The following is a 17,864-nucleotide window of genomic DNA, read 5'->3' on the forward strand; positions in this document are numbered from 1 at the left end:
GACCGTAAAAGTTACTGAACGCCCGTCATTCGTCGTAAAAAGTTTGTAGGATGATGGTGCTTCGTGTGTTGACGTTGGCTGCCGTACGGATCTCCTGCAGCAATCGCTCCAACGCCCGAGGTGACGCCACCCGGACCAGGAGGACGTAGCTTTCACTCCCGGCTACCGAGTGACACGAGACGACCGCCGGCAGATGACGCAAGCGAGCAGGCGCATCGTCGGGCTGCGAAGGATCGAGAGGAGTGATGGCGACAAATGCGGACAGATTGTGACCGAGTGCCTCCGGATCGATCTTCGCCGAGTACCCACGAATCACCTTGCGAGATTCCAAACGACGCACTCTCGACTGGACTGCGGAGATCGAGAGTCCAGCCTTCTCAGCAAGACTCGCGAGAGTGGCACGCCCGTCCAAGACCAATTCACGCATCAAAAGTCGATCGGTTTCGTCGACCGGAACACCGGCAACGTCACTGGTTTCTGTTTCTCGCACCTGCGCAGGCTAACGCAATCGGACATTCGTATGGTTGAAACCTGGGAGCTACGTGCACGGTTCGCTGCGACGCTTGCACGGATGTACGGCGAGGAGGTCCCCGCTTACAACACGCTGGTAGACGTAACGCTGCAGGTGAACCGTAATTTTGCCGCGGCACATCCGGATTCTGCGGAGCGTCTGGGCACTCTCGCGCGGGTCAGCGCCGAGCGTCACGGGGCCATCAGACTGGGCACCCTCGACGAACTGCGTGACGTGGCCATCGTCTTCGGCGGATTCGGTATGTTTCCGGTCGGCTACTACGACCTCCGGCTCACGGACTCCCCTATTCCTGTTGTCTCGACAGCATTTCGCCCGACCGATCCCGCCGAACTCGCCCGGAACCCGTTTCGCGTTTTCACCTCGGTACTGACCATCTCCGATTCCAGGTTCTTCGACACCGACCTCGAGCGTCGGATCACTGCGTTTCTGCGTCGCCGCACCCTGTTCTCTCCCGAACTTCTTCAATGGGCACGGCAATCGAGCCGCGAGGGCGGCCTGCCAGAGCCCGAGGCGACACACTTCGTCGAAGCGGCGACCTCCGCGTTTCGGCTCGGCACCGATCCCATCGACGCGGCCTGGTACCGCGAACTCGCCGCGATCTCACCGGTCGCTGCAGACATTGCGGGGCAGGGCTCGACACATGTCAATCACCTCACCCCGCGGGTACTCGACATCGACGAGTTGTACCGCCGCATGACCGAGCGCGGCATCACCATGATCGACCGCATCCAAGGCCCGCCGAGATGGAGTGGACCGCCACTGCTTCTGCGGCAGACGTCGTTTCGCGCATTGGCCGAAGACAGGCGCTTCCGCCGGCCGGACGGATCGATCACCACAGAACCGGTCCGCGTCAGATTCGGTGAGGTGGAGGCCCGCGGAATCGCGTTGACCCGCAGCGGTCGAGAGATCTACGACCGACTGATCGACAGGCCGGAGGATGCACACTGGGACAGCGAATTTCCGCACTCCGAAGACGGACTCGATGCGGCGGGGTTGGCCTACTTCACGTACCGAAACGAAGGGTCGACGCTCGTCCGCGATCCTATCGTCTACGAGGACTTCCTACCGGCCTCCGCGGCCGGCATCTTCGCATCCAATCTCGATTCGGTGACCGGATTCGTTTCCGATGCGCCCGGCGCCGAATACGGGCAGGATCGACTGGAGGGCGCCCTCGACCACACCATCGAAGATCCGTTCGAGCTGTACCACGCACAACAAGAGGCGTCACGTGCCGCGCTTTCTCCCGCCTACAACCACTCCCGCCCACAACAACAGAGGACTCCCCAGTGAACCTGCCTGATTCTTCGAGCCTCGCCGATCGCGCCGAAAGCGCCCTTGCCGCGTGCGGTGTCGAGTGGCCCGCCGGCGACCTGAGCGCACATACCCCGATCACCGGTACGCAACTGCGTACCGTTCGGCAGCACTCCGCTAGAGAAGTCGACGACGCCGTCGACGCGGCGCATCGCGCGTTCCTCACCTGGCGCACCGTCCCCGCTCCGGCGCGCGGCGCAGTCGTGCGCCGGCTGGGCAGCCTACTGACCGACCACAAGGAGGACCTCGCGGAGATCGTGACCCTCGAAGCAGGCAAGGTCACCTCGGAGGCTCTCGGCGAGGTACAGGAGATGATCGACATCTGCGAGTTCGCCGTCGGTCTCTCCCGGCAGCTCTACGGACGCACCATGCCGTCCGAGCGTCCCGGACACCGGTTGACGGAAACGTGGCACCCTCTCGGCGTTGTCGGGGTCATCTCCGCGTTCAACTTTCCCGTCGCGGTGTGGTCGTGGAATACCGCCATCGCTCTCGTGTGCGGTGACGCCGTCGTCTGGAAGCCTTCGGAGACCACGCCGCTGACTGCACTGGCATGTGACGCCCTCCTCCGACGCGCCCTCGCCGACTGTGATGCACCGATCGACGTGCACCAGTTGATCATCGGCGGACGCGATGTCGGTGAGGCCTTGGTGGACAACCCACGGGTGGCCTTGGTCAGCGCCACCGGTTCCGTGCGAATGGGCCGCGCTGTGGCTCCGCGGGTCGCCGAACGCTTCGGGCGAAGCCTCCTCGAGTTGGGTGGCAACAACGCCGCAGTCGTCACACCGTCGGCAGATCTCGAGCTTGCCGTACGCGGAATCGTGTTCTCCGCCGCCGGAACTGCGGGGCAGCGGTGCACCTCACTTCGTCGGCTCATCGTGCACGAGTCGATCGCCGATCACGTCGTCGAGCGCGTTGCGGCCGCGTACGCACAGCTCGAGGTCGGCAGTCCCTTCGATTCCGGTGTTCTGGTCGGGCCGCTGATCAACGAGGCTGCCTTCGAAGCGATGCAGAAGTCCCTCTCGGCCGCGCGCGCCGACGGCGGCACCGTGGTGTGCGGCGGCGACCGCGTCGGCGAATCCGGGTTCTACGTGACGCCCGCTCTCGTTCGTATGCCCGCACAGACCGAGGTGGTGCGGGCGGAGACGTTTGCACCCATCCTCTACGTCTTGACATACACCGATTTCGACGACGCCATCACGCTGCACAACTGTGTACCTCAGGGACTTTCATCCTCGATCTTCACACTCGATCAGCGTGAAGCCGAGCGTTTTCTCGCCGCCGACGGCTCCGATTGCGGTATCGCGAACGTGAACATCGGAACGTCGGGTGCGGAGATCGGCGGCGCTTTCGGCGGGGAGAAGGAGACCGGTGGCGGTCGCGAATCGGGTTCGGATTCATGGAAGGCCTACATGCGCCGAGCCACCAATACCGTCAACTACTCGGACCAACTGCCGCTGGCTCAAGGCGTCGAGTTCGGCTGAACACCAGCTGGGTGAAATCGGTGATCGCGTCGATCAGCTCCGGGAGCGCCGACAACTGCGGTGCGTGATCGGTGTCCAGGCTGACCACCTGGGCGCCGGGGACAAGTCTTTGCATGGCACGTTGAGCCTCGATCGGCACGGTTCGATCCAGGGTGCACTCGACATAGCGCCTCGGCACGGTTCCGAACCGCTCTTCGGTCCAGACCGGGGCCATCAGGCGGGCGGACTCCAATTGTGGGACCAGCATGCGCGCTGCACCGATCGCATCGGAGACCGGCGCTTCGTGGAAGAACACGGCGGCACCGGCTTCCGGCGGAACTGCCGTTGCGTCGCCGTCGCCGACGGGGACCAGCCAACGCGAGATTCCGACCGGACTTGCCAAACCGACTTCTGCACAGAGCATTCCGAAATCCATCTGCGACGGCAGCATCATCCCTGCGACGTACACGAGACCCGTTACTTGCGAAGGTATCCGCTCGGCCACCTGTGAGGCCACGATGCCGCCGCCCGAGTGGCCGACCAGGACTGCCGGACCGTCCAGTGACTCGACCACTGCCACAACATGTTCGGTAACAGCGGCAAGATCGATTACGTCGTCGGGGTTCCAACTCCCCGTGCCGGGAAGCTCCACCACGACAGGATCGAAACCGGCAGTCTTCAAAGGGCCGCACACACGATCCCAGACCCAACCACCTGCCCAGGCGCCGTGTATCAAGACGATGTTCCGAGCGCTCACTGCTTGACCTCGAACTCTGCCGCCGCAAGCACCCGAGCCGCCTCACGAACTGCGGCGGTATTGGACCTTCCCTGCCTCGACCCGGCCAGTTTGGCCTTGATGTGATCGCGAACGGTGATGGGTTCGTATTCCAAGCCCGAGTCGTCCTGAAAACTCGGCAGAGTCGCAATGACCGCGTCGACGTTTCCGTCGTGAAAAAAGGCCGCGGATCGCCGACGCTTGATAGTGCCGTTCACCACCGGCGGCGCGACCCGGTGCAGAGTGGACATCCACCGATCGTTGGTCAGTCGGGCGGTGAGATCCCCGAGGTTGACCAACAGCGCATCGTCTTCCGGCCAGACGTCGTGCCAGCGTCGGTCGCTCCCGAGCACTTGCAAACCCTCGACCTGATCCGCCCACAACACGGTGACCAGCCCGAAATCGGTGTGTTCCCCCATTCCCTTCAACTCGCCGTCCAATGTCACCGTCCCCTGCGGCAATGCGTAGTTGTTCATCCGCAGTACGTCGATGGAATGGTCGGTGATCGACTCGAAGAATCCCGGGGCCAGACCCAGCGCATCTTCGAATATGGTGGTCAGTGTGTGTGCCACACGCACGCCGTGGGCGTAGTAGCCCTCTACGCGCTCCCTGAATCCGCGAACAGCGGGCCACAGGTTGATTCCGTAATCCTCCTCCGAGAGTTCGAGTTCGGTAAACGATCGAGCTTCGGTTCCTACGTTGAACGCCTCGAAGAAGTCGTTCATCCGAGTCGCGGATTCGACGCCGAGACTCAGGCTCAGCGACTCGCTCTTTGGCGGGCTGTATCCGCGATTCGCACCTTCGACACGATGACCCGACTTCGTCTCCATCGGCAACCGGAAGAAGTCGTCCATGGCCTCGGCGAGACCGGCGGATACGTCGGCCGGCACGCCGTGGCCCCGAATCTGCATGAAACCTACAGTCCGACAGGCATGGTCGACTTCGGCAGCCACTCGCGCCCTGTCCTCGTCGGCGCCTCCGAGCACGTAAGGCGAGATGTCGACGACGGGAACTTCGAAAATTTCAGACTGTGACGATGGCACTGGCGTCTCCTGCAGAGCTGGTAGCGGGTTCAGTTTGTGCAGTGGGGTGGAGGCTCTCGCGTGATCGCCTGGCGAGTTCACCGAGCCTGGTGTGGTTGAACAGTAGATTGAGCGAAAAAGCCGAGGCCGCAGCCAAGGTGATGCCGCTACCGAGGAGGATCTGGGCCGAGGAGGGGAACCGCTCGAACATGCCCTCCGCAAATTCCGGCAAGATACCGATCCCCACGGATACGGCGGCGATCGTGGTGTTGATCGGGTCGCTGAGGTCGACCTTGCGCAATGTGTTGATTCCAACCACCGCGACCGTCGAGAACAAGATGATTCCCACGCCGCCGACCACCGGATCGGGAAGGGCGGCAACCACTTCACCCATTCGCGGGATCAGACCGAGGACGATCAGAATGGCGCCGCTGGTAGCGGTCACGTACCGGCTGTACACCCGGGTAGTGGCAACGGCGCCGACATTCTGTGAGAAGACGGTGTCGACAAATGCGTTGAAGATCCCGCCCAGAACTCCCGACATACCGTCCGCCACCAGCCCTCGTGCGAGATCTGCTTTCTTCAAAGGCTTTCCGGTGATCTCGCTGACGGCCAGCATGCTGGCCGTCGATTCGGCGAAAACGACTGCCATGACGATACTCATCGCCACCACGGCGGTGACGGGAAACTCCGGAGCACCGAAGTGGAACGGCATCGGGAAGCCCACCCACGCCGAGCCGCCGACGCCGCTCAGATCGATCAGGCCCATCGGGATGGCGATCACGGTACCGATCACCAATGCCATCAGCACACCGAGCTGCGTCCACATCCCTCGGCCGAGGCAGATGAACGCCACCGCGACTACGACGACTGCCGCAGCCAGCGCCAGGTTCTTCGGGTCGGCGAACGACGGGGAGGTGGGGTCGTTACCGACGATCAAGCCTCCTGCGACCCCGATCAACGAGATGCCGATTACGGTGAGGACGACGCCGGTGACCAGGGGCGGGAAGTATCGGACGATCTTGGCGAACGGTACGGCCAAAGCTATGCCGACAACACCACCGACGAGCATGGACCCGTACACGGCCTGCAGGCCGTACTCCTTGGCGATCAGAATCATCGGCGTCAGCCCGGCAAACGTCGCACCGCAGACGATCGGCAGGCGCACACCGGCGACTTTCCCGACGCCCAGGCTCTGGATGATCGTGATGATGCCTGCAACGAGTAAGTCCGCACTGATCAGCATCGCTACCGTGCTGCGGTCCAGTCCTACTGCCGCACCGAAAACCAGCGGAACCGTGATGCAGCCGGTGTACATGATGAGGACGTGCTGAAGAGCAAAAGCAGACTGGCGGGCAATGGGGAGCCGCTGGTCGACTGGATGGATGGCCATGCGCCGATCTCCGTCCGAAGCTGGAAGTGTTTCGTGTACGGGACTATTCAGCACGTCGATAATTTCTTACCGTGGTCGAATTTGTTTCGTCTGTGTAATCAAAACTTTCACCAGAGCACTGCTATCTTCGGCACATGGACGACGACCAGAAGGCGATAGCGACCGCAATCGGGGCTGCCGTGCGGACGGCGCGAAAAGAAGCCGGACTGACGTTGCGCGAGGTTGCCGTGAAGTCGGGCTTGTCGCAGCCCTTCCTGAGCCAGACCGAAAACGGCCACGCAGTACCCAGTGTCATGAACCTTCATCGCCTCGCGCAATCGCTCGGCACCACGGCGCACGCACTCTTGGCACAGGGTGAGCGAACTCCGTCCAGCCTCGTCCGCGCCGGTGAGGGGCGAACCTTCGAACTGGCACACGATTCGGTGATTCGATTCTGCTCCACCGGCTCACGGACCATGGAACCCAACGAGATCACGGCAGCACCTCATTCCGAGGCGGGTGAGCACACAGAGCACGCCGGCGAAGAGTTCATTCACGTTCTCGAAGGATCTGTCGAGGTCGAGGTGGGACTGGACGAGCATCATGTTCTTCACGTCGGCGACACCCTCCTCTACACCTCGACCATCCCGCACCGGTGGTTCAACCGCACCGATGCGGTCGCGAGATTCCTCATCGTGAGCTCACCTCCCTCGTTCTAGATGCGCGGCTGTAGTTCCACACCACAACCCACGCTCACGGCTTACCCTGACAGCGTGACCATGTGGCCGGAACTTGCGCGCGAAATCGCCGACACCGTTCTGTTTCCCGTCGCCGACAGCGTCGACGCCGACGGAGAAATCCCCAGCAGCCATTTCGACGCGCTCGCCGCCGACGGCTTCTACGGCATCGCAGCCCTCGGTGACGGTGGCCCCAGCAGCGAAGAACTGGTCGACGTCCTCGAAACCTTGTGCGGCGGTTGCCTCGCGACGACGTTCACCTGGATGCAGCATCACGGCGTCGTCGGAGCCCTGGCAGCCAGTCCCAATATGTCTCTGCGCGAACAATACTGGGATGGCCTCGTTTCCGGAACGATTCGCGGCGGAGTTGCGTATGCCGGCGCCATCCCCCGCCCGCCGCTCCTGTGGGCAAAGCGGGTGAACGACGGCTACGTCCTCGACGGAATCGCACCCTTCGTCACCGGTTGGGGCATCGTCGATGTTCTCCTGGTGTCGGCGCGGGACGAGTTCGACAATTCCATCGTTCATTCCGTTGTACCGGTGGGAGAGGCCCCAGGGCTGACGATCGAGGAGCTTCCCCTGATCGCGGCGCGCGGGAGCAACACCGTCCGAATCGTGTTCGACGCTTTCGAAATCCCCGATACCGACGTCTGTTCTGTCGTCAGCGACGAACAATTCCAGAGCACCCAGCTACCCGGCCTGTGGCTCAACGGCGCGATGGCCATGGGCATCACCCGCCGCGCTGTTACCGAACTTGCGGATCTCGGCGTCGACGCCGGCGCTTTCGAAGAACAAGCCGCCAGAGCACGCACAGAACTTGATTCCGCTTTGCGCGATCGAGGCGACATGTCAGCCGCCCGCGCCCGAGCGTCGGAACTTGCGATACGAGCGTCGGCCGCACTCGTGACTGCGACCGGAAGCCGCGCCCTGGTCGGCAGCAACACCCCCGAGCGGCTCATGCGTGAAGCCACCTTCACTCTGGTCGCGGCTGGTCGACCGGAGATCAAAACTGCTCTCGTGGAACGACTCAGCGGATACTGAGTATGCACGGTCGTGCTCGATTACGCTGGGGATCATGACCAGTGGAGAACCAGTACTCATCCCGGCCGGAACCGTGTTCACGCCGGAGGACCTGACGTTCTATGCCGATCGTGACTCCCGCAGTCTCGACGACGCCATCGCCGAAGCCGACCTTCTTGTCAGTTGCCCACACTCGGGTTCCGCGATTCCAGCAGAACTCTCACGCTTTCTCGCACCCGAGTTCACCCAGCGACTGCAATTCGACTTCACCGATATGTCCACCAGTCCCATCGTGCGCCGCTGGGCCGAAATCGATTCGCGCATCGTGTACGTGGAGAACCCGCACCCCCGCATGATTCGTGATCCCAACCGTGCAAAGCCCGAAAACCTGGAGGCGTCGCTACGCGAAGCCTTCGCCCGCGTGCACAAGGCCGGAGCGGGAAACAAGGCGGACCTCACCGGTGTCGACGCAGTTCGCCCTGTCACCTTCTCGTTCTACCCACTACTGCTCGAGCCGACCGACGACGCGGGCTGGAAGAACCTCGCCGAGACCTTCACCGAGACAGCCGAACACGGTTTGGGCGTGTACGAGAGAACTCGCGACGCACTGATCGAAACCATGGTGGAGAAGAGCTTCGAACTCGGCCGTTCGTTCACGACGTTGTCGTTCCACGACACGATGAACCACACCACTCGCCGCGACGGCGCCGTCAATGTCGAACGGCCGGAAGCAGATCGACTCCCCGACGTCGTCGCACTCTCCAATCGTGGCGATCACGACGGTAATCGACGCGCAGACAATCCCGTGACGATGGATCCGGAGCTCATTCGCGCACTCGCGGTCTCACATCGCAAGGGATTTCAGGTCGACGATCCGGACGCGGTGGCGCTCAATCAGCCATACCTCGGCAGTTTCGAAATCATCGCGGCCGGAGCCAGATTCGCCGAATTGAATGCACGCACAGCCGAGGCAGGAATCACGTTGAGTGCGGTACAGGCCGAATTCAAACGAGAATTCCTGCTGGGAGACGAACTGGCTGCCTACATCATGGAACCCGGCGTCGACTGGCCGACACCCGATGCTGAGCGGGTGGACCAACTCGCCCATGCGTGCAAGGCGAGCTGGGACCACTACCGCAACAGCTGAGGCTGACTCAGCAGCAACACTCAGACTGACTCAGCCGAGTACCACTCCGAACACCGCACCGGCCGCAATCGTCGTCACGGCCAAAATGATGGTCGGCAGGAAGAACGAGTGGTCGACAAGCTTGGAACCGAGCTTCGTGCTGCCGGAGAGGTCGAAGTTCGCGGCCGCGATCTGAGAACCGTTAGTCGGCAACAGATAGACGCCGGCAAACGCTCCGGCCCACATGCCGCTCACGAGGCCGGGTGCGATCCCGGCTGCGAGACCGATCGGCACAATGGTCCTGGTCGCTGTCGACTGACTGGTCGTCAGCACACAGACCAGGAAAACACCGAGCGCGAAGATCCACGGCGCGGCGTTGACCCAGTCGCCGACGGTGCTCGTGATCAGCTCGGAATGGGCGCTGATGAACGTGTCCGTCAGCCATGCCAGACCGAACAACGCGATGGCCGAGACCATACCGGCACGGAAGACTGTCGAGGACGGCACGTCGGCGACATTCGGGCGGCACACCAGCAGGATCAACGTACCCACGACGAACATCAGCATCTCGATGATCGGTGTCATCCCCATCGGAGTGCCGTCGGCGGCTTCGGGGCGAATTCCCTTGAACAGACCGAAGATCACGATGGCCAGAACGCCGGCCAGGAAGATCAGTGCCGCGTTTCGTCCGGTCTTCGTCGAGACGAGTTCGGTCTTGGACGCTGCACCCGGTCCGGCCAACTCGCCCGACTTCAACTTCGCCTGTATCTCCGGGTCGTCGTCGAGGTCCTTGCCCAGGCGGTTGACCGCGATGGACGAGAGGACGATGCCGACCACGGCCGCCGGGAAGGTGATCTTGATGATGTCGATGAGTTCGAAATCGTAGGGCGCGACGTCGGTGAGCGTGACCATGGCCGCCATCGCCGCTGACACCGGGCTACATGCCAACGCCACGCCGGTGGAGACGACTGACAGCGACAGCGGCCGTGACGGCCGCACACCGTTCTTGTACGAGACGTCGTAGATGACGGGAAGCAGCGGGTAGAGGATGTTGGACGTACCGGCACCGACCGAGAACAGGAACGACACCAACGGCGCGATCAGCGTGATCTGTTTCGGTCGGGATTCGATCAATTTGGCTGCGATGGTGACCATCCAGTCGATACCACCGGCCGCCTGCATCATCGACGACGCGAGAACGACGGACAGGACGATGAGGAGAGCGTCGACCGGCGGACTGCCGACGTCCTCTCCGAAGACGAACACGAGGACGGCAACACCTGCGCCGCCCCACAGACCGAGAGCGACACCGCTCGATCTGGTACCCATGACAATCGCCCCGAGCACTACCGCCAGCTCGAGGACAATCTTGACTGCTTCCATCAGGCACTCGCCTTCTCGAGGACAAGAGAATCGCTATAACAGGGCAAATAGTATGCTCTGCACTTCGGCCGCGGGCACGAACACGCTGTCGGTGGGAAGGGGCAATATGGTGGTCGTGACCAACGTCCTCGGCAGATTCTCGCCCGCAACCCGCGAGTGGTTCGGCGGTGCCTTCAGCGCTCCCACCGCTGCGCAGCTCGGTGCCTGGGAATCCATCGCGAGCGGCTCTCACACACTTGTCGTCGCACCCACCGGATCAGGCAAGACATTGTCCGCTTTTCTCTGGGCGCTCGATCAGCTCGCAGCCAAGGACGAGGGCGAACGCACCACCAAAGTCCTCTACATTTCGCCGCTCAAAGCGCTGGGTGTGGACGTCGAACGAAACCTTCGCGCACCGCTGGTCGGCATCACACAGACTGCGAAGCGTCTGGGCCTCACTCCGCCCGAGATCACCGTCGGTGTCCGTTCCGGTGACACTTCCCAGGCCGATCGGCGCTCGTTGATCAAGCGGCCTCCGGACATCCTGATCACGACGCCGGAGTCGTTGTTCCTGATGCTCACCTCCGCTGCCCGGGAAACACTGGTCGGCGTCGACACCGTGATCGTCGACGAGGTTCACGCGGTGGCGGGTACCAAGCGGGGCTCACACCTTGCGCTCTCCCTGGAACGTCTGGACGGCTTGCTCGAGCGTCCGGCGCAGCGCATCGGATTGTCGGCCACGGTTCGTCCGCACGAGGAGGTCGGGCGGTTCCTCGCCGGTTCGGCACCCATTCGGATCGTGGCGCCGCCTGCCGCCAAGACCTTCGACCTCACCGTCCGTGTTCCCGTCGAGGACATGACCGAATTGGGAATCGCGACGCCGGCCGACGGTTCCGAATCCCCCACCCCGCAAGCCGGTTCGATCTGGCCCCACGTCGAGGAACAGATCGTCGACCTCGTTCTCGATCACCGATCATCCATCGTGTTCGCCAACTCTCGCCGCCTCGCCGAACGATTGACGGCCAGACTCAACGAAATTCATGCCGAGCGCGCCGGCCTCGTCGTCGACAAGTTGCCACGACCACCCGCGCAGATCGGGGCTCCCACCGAGGTCAACTACGGCGCGGAACCTCTCCTTGCTCGCGCCCACCACGGATCGGTCAGCAAGGACCAGCGCGCCCTCATCGAAGACGACCTCAAATCGGGTCGATTGCGATGCGTCGTCGCCACCAGCAGTCTCGAACTCGGAATCGACATGGGTGCCGTCGACTTGGTCATCCAGGTCGAGGCACCGCCTTCGGTTGCCAGCGGCCTGCAACGTGTCGGTCGCGCCGGCCACCAGGTCGGTGAGATATCACGAGGCGTTGTCTTCCCCAAGCATCGCACCGACCTGATTCATTGCGCGGTGACGGTCGAGCGCATGGTCGAAGGCAAGATCGAAGCGATGGCCGTTCCAGCCAATCCCCTCGACATCCTCGCCCAGCAAACGGTAGCGGCCACCGCACTCGAACCGATCGACGTCGACGACTGGTTCGAGACCGTGCGCCGAAGCGGTTCCTTTGCAACACTTCCCCGTTCGGCGTACGAGTCGACTCTGGATCTGCTCGCCGGGCGGTACCCCTCGGACGAGTTCGCCGAGTTACGTCCGCGCCTGGTCTGGGATCGTGAGTCCAACACGCTGACGGGGCGCCCGGGTTCGCAGCGTTTGGCCGTCACTTCCGGCGGCGCCATCCCCGACCGCGGCCTCTTCACCGTCTACATGGTGGGCGAGAAAGCGTCACGCGTCGGCGAACTCGACGAGGAAATGGTCTACGAATCCCGCGTCGGCGACGTCTTCGCACTCGGCGCCACCAGTTGGCGGATCGAGGAGATCACCTTCGATCGGGTTCTGGTCAGCCCCGCCTACGGCATGCCGGGTCGTTTGCCCTTCTGGCACGGCGACGGACTCGGCCGCCCTGCCGAACTCGGGCAGGCATTGGGACAGTTCGTCCGCGAGACGGCCCTCGGTAACGAGGCCGACGTCGTCGAGCGTTGCCGAGTCGGCGGGCTCGATCACAATGCCACCACCAACCTGATTCAACTCGTCGGCGAGCAGAAGAATGCCACCGGTCAGGTGCCGTCGGATCGCACGCTGGTGGTCGAGCGTTTCCGCGACGAACTCGGTGACTGGCGTCTGGTGCTGCATTCCCCGTACGGCCAACGGGTTCACGCGCCGTGGGCCCTCGCGATCGGCGCACGCCTCCAGGAACGATACGGCGTCGATTCCAGCCCGACGGCCTCCGACGACGGCATCATCATCCGGCTCCCGGACACCGAGAACGAACCTCCCGGCGCCGAACTGTTCACCTTCGACGTAGAAGACATCGAAGATCTGGTCACCCAGGAGGTGGGCGGCTCCGCGCTGTTCGCTTCCCGATTCCGCGAATGTGCCGCCCGCGCACTACTTCTCCCCCGCCGTAATCCCGGAAAACGTGCACCGCTGTGGCAGCAGCGTCAGCGGTCAGCACAACTGCTGGACGTCGCCCGCAAGTTCCCGACATTCCCGATCCTGCTCGAGACGGTGCGGGAGTGTTTGCAGGACGTCTACGACCTGCCTGCACTGAAGGAACTGTTCGGCAAGATCGAGAAACGGCAGATCCGGATCGTCGAGGTGGAGACGGCCTCGCCGTCTCCGTTCGCGAGTGCGCTCCTGTTCAACTATGTGGGCGCGTTCATGTACGAGGGTGACAGCCCCCTCGCCGAGCGACGCGCTGCCGCACTGTCGTTGGACTCCACGCTGTTGGCCGAACTGCTGGGGCGCGTCGAACTGCGCGAGCTACTCGACGCCGGAGTGATCGAGCAGGCCGAAAGTGAGCTGCAACGGCTCGCGCCCGACCGCAAGGCCAAGGATCTCGAGGGTGTTGCCGACCTCCTGCGCATGCTCGGCCCGCTGACCACCGAAGAAGTCACCGAACGCTGTCTCGAGGATCCGGTCTCGTGGCTCGAGAAGTTGGTCGCCGACAAACGTGCCCTACACGTCTCGTATGCGGGTGAGAACTGGTGGACCGTCGTCGAAGACGCCGCGCGCCTTCGCGACGGACTCGGCGTTCCCCTGCCGATCGGCGTTCCCGCCGCGTTCATCGAGCCGGTCGACCAACCTCTCGACGATCTCTTGAGCCGTTACGCCCGCACCCACGGCCCCTTCACCCTCGCCGACGCGGCCGCCCGGTTCGGTATCGGTGTTTCCGTCGCACGTGACGTTCTCGGTCGGCTCGCGCTCGAAAAGCGTGTCCTCGAAGGCGAATTCCGTCCGGCGTCAACCGGAAGCGAATGGTGCGACGCCGAGGTCCTGCGTCGCCTACGCCGCCGCTCGCTCGCTGCTGCGCGCCAAGAGGTCGAGCCGGTCAGCACCGCAACGCTCGGGCGATTCCTTCCCAGTTGGCAGCACGTGGGCGGCACGCTGCGCGGAATCGACGGTGTTGCAACGGTGGTCGATCAACTCGCCGGAGTTCCGATTCCGGCGTCGGCTCTCGAATCGTTGATCCTGCCGAGTCGCGTCGCCGACTACTCCCCCGCGATGTTGGACGAACTCACGTCGACCGGTGAAGTCCTGTGGTCCGGATCCGGAGCAATCTCCGGCAAGGACGGGTGGGTAGTGCTGCACCCCGCCGACCTGGCACCGATCACGCTCACTTCACCTGCCGACACCGACGTCTCGGAGTTGCAGAAGCGCATCCTCGACCTGTTGTCCGGCGGCGGTGCCTACTTCTTCCGCCAGTTGGTCGACGCGTTGCGAACCACGGAGTCGGCTGCGGACACGGTCGACAGTGCGGTGACGACGGCACTGTGGGAGTTGGTGTGGCTCGGCCACATCGGAAACGACACCGTCGCACCGCTTCGCGCACTTCTCTCCGACACCACCAGAACAACAACCAGTCACCGATCACCTCGCCGTGTTCCGCGGGCCCGTCCGTACCGCGGAATGGCCCGCGCTTCCACGCCCGCTCGCACCGGGCCGGCCACCGCCTCCGGTCGGTGGTTCCAACTGCCAGCCGTCGAACCGGATCCGACCATCCGGGCGCACGCCACGGCCGATCTGTTGCTCGAACGGTACGGTGTGGTCACCCGCGGTTCGGTGATGAGCGAGAACGTGCCGGGCGGCTTCGCGTTGATCTACAAGGTACTGAGCACGTTCGAGGACAACGGTCGCGCTCGACGCGGATACTTCGTGGACACCTTGGGCGGCGCCCAGTTCTCCACGCCTCCCGTGGTGGACCGCTTGCGCACGTTCGGTGATTCCATCGAGGGACGCCACACCTCTTCGGCTGCAGTCACTCTCGCGGCGTGCGATCCGGCAAACCCGTACGGCGCGGCGCTGCCGTGGCCGGCGTCGGGGGGCGAGGAATCCCCTGGGCACCGGCCTGGACGAAAAGCCGGCGCATTGGTAGTTCTGGTGGAGGGTGAGTTGGTTCTGTTCGTCGAGCGCGGCGGTCGCACGATCCTGACATTCACCGACGACGGCGGAACGTTGCGCATGGCAGCACTGTCACTTGCTCAGAAGGTGACTTCTCGCGCTATCGACAAGTTGGTAGTGGAGAAGGTCGACGGAGAGACCATCCACGGCAACGATTTCGCTCCGGTCCTGGTCGAAGCCGGCTTCGCGGCTACCCCTCGCGGATTCCGGTTGCGGTCATGAGGATTGAGGTCATGATGATTGAGGTCATGATGATTGAGATCGTGGCAGTAGAGATCCTGAAGTGTGGGAGCGGCGACCATGCCTGAGGGCGATACCGTGTGGCGGGCTGCCAACGAACTGCGAGCGGCCCTAGCCGAGAAGGTACTCACCACCTGCGACGTCCGCGTTCCTCGTTATGCCACCGTTGATCTGTCGGGCCATCGCGTGGATTCCGTCGCCAGCCGCGGAAAGCATCTCCTGATCCGAGTGGGCGAGGCGTCAATTCACACGCATCTGAAAATGGAAGGTCAGTGGCAGATTTATCGCCCCGGCGAGCGCTGGCGCAGACCCGCCCATCAAGCACGCATCATCTTGGCCACCGAAGACTCTGTAGCAGTGGGCTTTTCACTGGGAATTACCGAGATCCTCGAACTCGGGCAGGAACAAGAGGCTGTCGGGCATCTCGGACCGGACCTGCTCGGGCCCGACTGGGACAGTTCCGTGGCCGCCCAGAATCTTCGCGCTGCAGACTCCGAACCGATCGGAATTGCGCTCCTGGATCAGCGGGTAATGGCCGGGCTGGGCAACGTGTACCGCAACGAGATCTGCTTCCTACGAGGCATTCACCCGAAAACACCGACGCGCCTCGCCGGAAATCTCGACGCGATAGTGGACTTGTCGTTCCGCACCATCAACGTCAACAAGGCGCGTCGCATCCGGGTCACGACCGGCGACACCCGTCCAGGTAGGCAGACATGGGTGTACGGCAGGCGCGGAAAACCGTGCCGCCGATGCGGAACCCGCATCAGAGAAGACACCCTGGGACCGGATCAGCTCACCGAGCGAAATATCTTCTTCTGCCCTGCGTGCCAGCCGTTCACGCCTGATTAGCGTTGATCAGCAGCCTGACGCAGTGGCGGACAAATCGTTCGCGGTCTACCACGATCGTGCCGTCGAGGTAACCGATGAACAGCGTGAACAACGCCCCGACCAGTCCGACTGCCACCAATTGCTTGTCCACCGGATCAGCTATCTCGGACAACTGGTCGTACACCAGATCCACGAACGCCGGCATCGATTCGATACCGCGTCCACTCAAGACAGGTTCGGAGAGCGGAGCGATCAGAAGTACTCGCCCCATAGCCGGATCGTCGACCATGAGCTTGACGAAAGCGTCGACCGCAGCCGTGGCGACGGCCTCGGATGTCGTCTCCGACTCCACTGCCGCGGCAAGCGCCGACTGCGCGCGCTCGGCAACGAATGTGTGGACCGCGACGACGTACTGATCACGATCGGTGAAACTCTCGTAGAAATACCGCTCGGTCAGACCGGCGGCCTTGCAGACCGCACGCACGTTGACGGCCGGACCGTCGACCGCACCGAGCAGTGTCACTCCGACGTCGAACAACGTCGCCTTTCGAGTGGCCCTGCGTTCTTCGATGCTCACAACTTCCCCACTTCGCCGACACTTGTTCTTCGATGCAACCGGAATTCGATTTCAACCGGTATTCGATCCTTGACTACCGCTGTTGTCGATCCTAATCTGACAACATGCGTAGTCAACTTGATGACAGCAGCACCCCGGTTCCTCTCGGTCCGGATTCCCTGACCTGGAAGTATTTCGGCGACTGGCGCGGGATGCTCCAAGGCGTCTGGGCCGGTTCGATGCAGAACATGCATCCAGGGCTCGGCGCCGGCGTCGAGGAGCACTCGCAGTTCTTCGACGAGCGCTGGGAACGACTGTACCGCTCGCTGTATCCCATTGCGGGCGTGGTGTTCGACGGCGATCGCGCGCAGCAGACAGCCGAAGAAGTCCGCGGATATCACACACGAATCAAGGGCGTCGACAAGTTGGGGCGCCGATACCACGCCCTCGATCCCGACACCTTCTACTGGGCGCACGCAACGTTCTTCATGGGCACCATCGTCACGGCCGACAACTTCTCCGGTGGCTTGACCGAGGCCCAGAAACGACAGCTCTTCACCGAACACATTCAGTGGTATCGCCTGTACGGAATGAGCATGCGCCCGGTTCCCGAGACCTGGGAAGCATTTCAGGAGTACTGGGACCACATGTGCCGCAACGTACTCGAAGACAACAAGGCAACCCGCGACGTCCTCGACCTGTCCGGTCTCGGAAAGCCCCCGTACATGACCTGGCTTCCCGATCCGTTGTGGCGACTCGCGCGGATTCCCCTCGCACGCGGATTCGTGTGGCTGACGGTGGGCATGTACGACCAACCTGTTCGCGACCTTCTCGGTTACTCGTGGAGTAGCCGAGATCAGAGAATTCACACCACTGTCGGGCGAAGCGTCAACGCCGTCTTCCGATTGGTGCCGTGGCGATACCGGTATCAGCCACGCGCTCGCGCAGGATGGGACCGAGCGAGCGGCCGGATCCCTGCCGAGGCACCACTGGTCCACACGCCGGCGCGCAATCTGCCCTCGCTCGAACAGCGAGATAATCCGATGCACTACAGCCCGAGGGTCTGA

At 63.0% G+C, this 17,864-nt stretch carries 14 protein-coding genes; 8 read left to right on the forward strand and 6 right to left on the reverse strand.

The window, feature by feature from the left end:
• Positions 1–25: 25 nt before the first annotated feature.
• Entirely contained in the window at positions 26–490 is a 465-nt protein-coding gene (locus ACFT1A_RS15080; protein WP_003940830.1) for an Lrp/AsnC family transcriptional regulator, read from the reverse strand.
• Positions 491–520: 30 nt separating this feature from the next.
• On the opposite strand from ACFT1A_RS15080, the gene ACFT1A_RS15085 reads away from it, so the two are divergent.
• Together ACFT1A_RS15085 and ACFT1A_RS15090 are read left to right on the forward strand one after the other, a co-directional pair.
• Positions 521–1,822 (forward strand): 2-oxoadipate dioxygenase/decarboxylase family protein, encoded by a 1,302-nt coding sequence (locus tag ACFT1A_RS15085; protein ID WP_378447658.1) that lies wholly within the window; start codon positions 521–523, stop codon positions 1,820–1,822.
• Positions 1,819–3,324 carry an aldehyde dehydrogenase family protein gene (locus ACFT1A_RS15090; RefSeq protein ID WP_378447659.1) on the forward strand — a complete coding sequence of 502 codons (1,506 nt, stop codon included), beginning with the start codon at positions 1,819–1,821 and terminating at the stop codon, positions 3,322–3,324. The genes ACFT1A_RS15085 and ACFT1A_RS15090 overlap by 4 nt, the downstream gene beginning before the upstream one ends.
• Here the strand turns inward: ACFT1A_RS15090 and ACFT1A_RS15095 are convergent.
• Genes ACFT1A_RS15095 through ACFT1A_RS15105 form a run of 3 tightly spaced genes read right to left on the reverse strand, consistent with a single transcriptional unit; the run spans position 3,275 to position 6,493 of the window.
• A complete protein-coding gene (locus ACFT1A_RS15095) occupies positions 3,275–4,060 on the reverse strand; it encodes an alpha/beta fold hydrolase (RefSeq protein ID WP_378447660.1) in 786 nt (261 codons plus the stop codon). The two genes, ACFT1A_RS15090 and ACFT1A_RS15095, sit on opposite strands and share 50 nt — an antisense overlap.
• On the reverse strand, positions 4,057–5,121 hold the full coding sequence (locus ACFT1A_RS15100) for an isopenicillin N synthase family dioxygenase (protein WP_378447661.1): 1,065 nt from the start codon (positions 5,119–5,121) through the stop codon (positions 4,057–4,059). The genes ACFT1A_RS15095 and ACFT1A_RS15100 overlap by 4 nt, the downstream gene beginning before the upstream one ends.
• On the reverse strand, positions 5,102–6,493 hold the full coding sequence (locus ACFT1A_RS15105; protein ID WP_378447662.1) for a uracil-xanthine permease family protein: 1,392 nt from the start codon (positions 6,491–6,493) through the stop codon (positions 5,102–5,104). The genes ACFT1A_RS15100 and ACFT1A_RS15105 overlap by 20 nt, the downstream gene beginning before the upstream one ends.
• Before the next feature lie 134 nt (positions 6,494–6,627).
• Here ACFT1A_RS15105 and ACFT1A_RS15110 point away from each other — a divergent pair, with 134 nt between their 5' ends.
• From ACFT1A_RS15110 to ACFT1A_RS15120, 3 genes are read left to right on the forward strand one after another with little or no spacing between them, the layout of a single operon-like run.
• Positions 6,628–7,191, forward strand: a complete 564-nt coding sequence (locus tag ACFT1A_RS15110; RefSeq protein WP_007727247.1) for a helix-turn-helix domain-containing protein — start codon at positions 6,628–6,630, stop codon at positions 7,189–7,191.
• A gap of 60 nt (positions 7,192–7,251) precedes the next feature.
• Positions 7,252–8,250, forward strand: a complete 999-nt coding sequence (locus tag ACFT1A_RS15115) for an acyl-CoA dehydrogenase family protein (protein ID WP_378447833.1) — start codon at positions 7,252–7,254, stop codon at positions 8,248–8,250.
• 34 nt (positions 8,251–8,284) lie between these two features.
• Complete coding sequence (locus tag ACFT1A_RS15120) at positions 8,285–9,376, forward strand: N-formylglutamate amidohydrolase (protein ID WP_378447663.1); 1,092 nt, start codon at positions 8,285–8,287, stop codon at positions 9,374–9,376.
• Positions 9,377–9,406: 30 nt separating this feature from the next.
• On the opposite strand, the gene ACFT1A_RS15125 is transcribed toward ACFT1A_RS15120, so the two are convergent.
• Positions 9,407–10,738, reverse strand: a complete 1,332-nt coding sequence (locus ACFT1A_RS15125) for an anaerobic C4-dicarboxylate transporter family protein (RefSeq protein WP_378447664.1) — start codon at positions 10,736–10,738, stop codon at positions 9,407–9,409.
• A gap of 106 nt (positions 10,739–10,844) precedes the next feature.
• Here ACFT1A_RS15125 and ACFT1A_RS15130 point away from each other — a divergent pair, with 106 nt between their 5' ends.
• Entirely contained in the window at positions 10,845–15,392 is a 4,548-nt protein-coding gene (locus ACFT1A_RS15130) for an ATP-dependent helicase (RefSeq protein ID WP_378447665.1), read from the forward strand.
• 78 nt (positions 15,393–15,470) lie between these two features.
• Complete coding sequence (locus tag ACFT1A_RS15135; protein WP_378447666.1) at positions 15,471–16,262, forward strand: DNA-formamidopyrimidine glycosylase family protein; 792 nt, start codon at positions 15,471–15,473, stop codon at positions 16,260–16,262.
• Here ACFT1A_RS15135 and ACFT1A_RS15140 read toward each other — a convergent pair.
• The gene (locus ACFT1A_RS15140; protein ID WP_378447667.1) at positions 16,249–16,818 is read right to left on the reverse strand and encodes a TetR/AcrR family transcriptional regulator; all 570 of its coding nucleotides are present in this window, start codon (positions 16,816–16,818) and stop codon (positions 16,249–16,251) included. The two genes, ACFT1A_RS15135 and ACFT1A_RS15140, sit on opposite strands and share 14 nt — an antisense overlap.
• 104 nt (positions 16,819–16,922) lie before the next feature.
• On the opposite strand from ACFT1A_RS15140, the gene ACFT1A_RS15145 reads away from it, so the two are divergent.
• The gene (locus ACFT1A_RS15145; RefSeq protein ID WP_378447668.1) at positions 16,923–17,864 is read left to right on the forward strand and encodes an oxygenase MpaB family protein; all 942 of its coding nucleotides are present in this window, start codon (positions 16,923–16,925) and stop codon (positions 17,862–17,864) included.

Origin of the sequence: Rhodococcus sp. NPDC057135 (assembly GCF_042670865.1) — a bacterium.
Taxonomy (GTDB): domain Bacteria; phylum Actinomycetota; class Actinomycetes; order Mycobacteriales; family Mycobacteriaceae; genus Rhodococcus_F.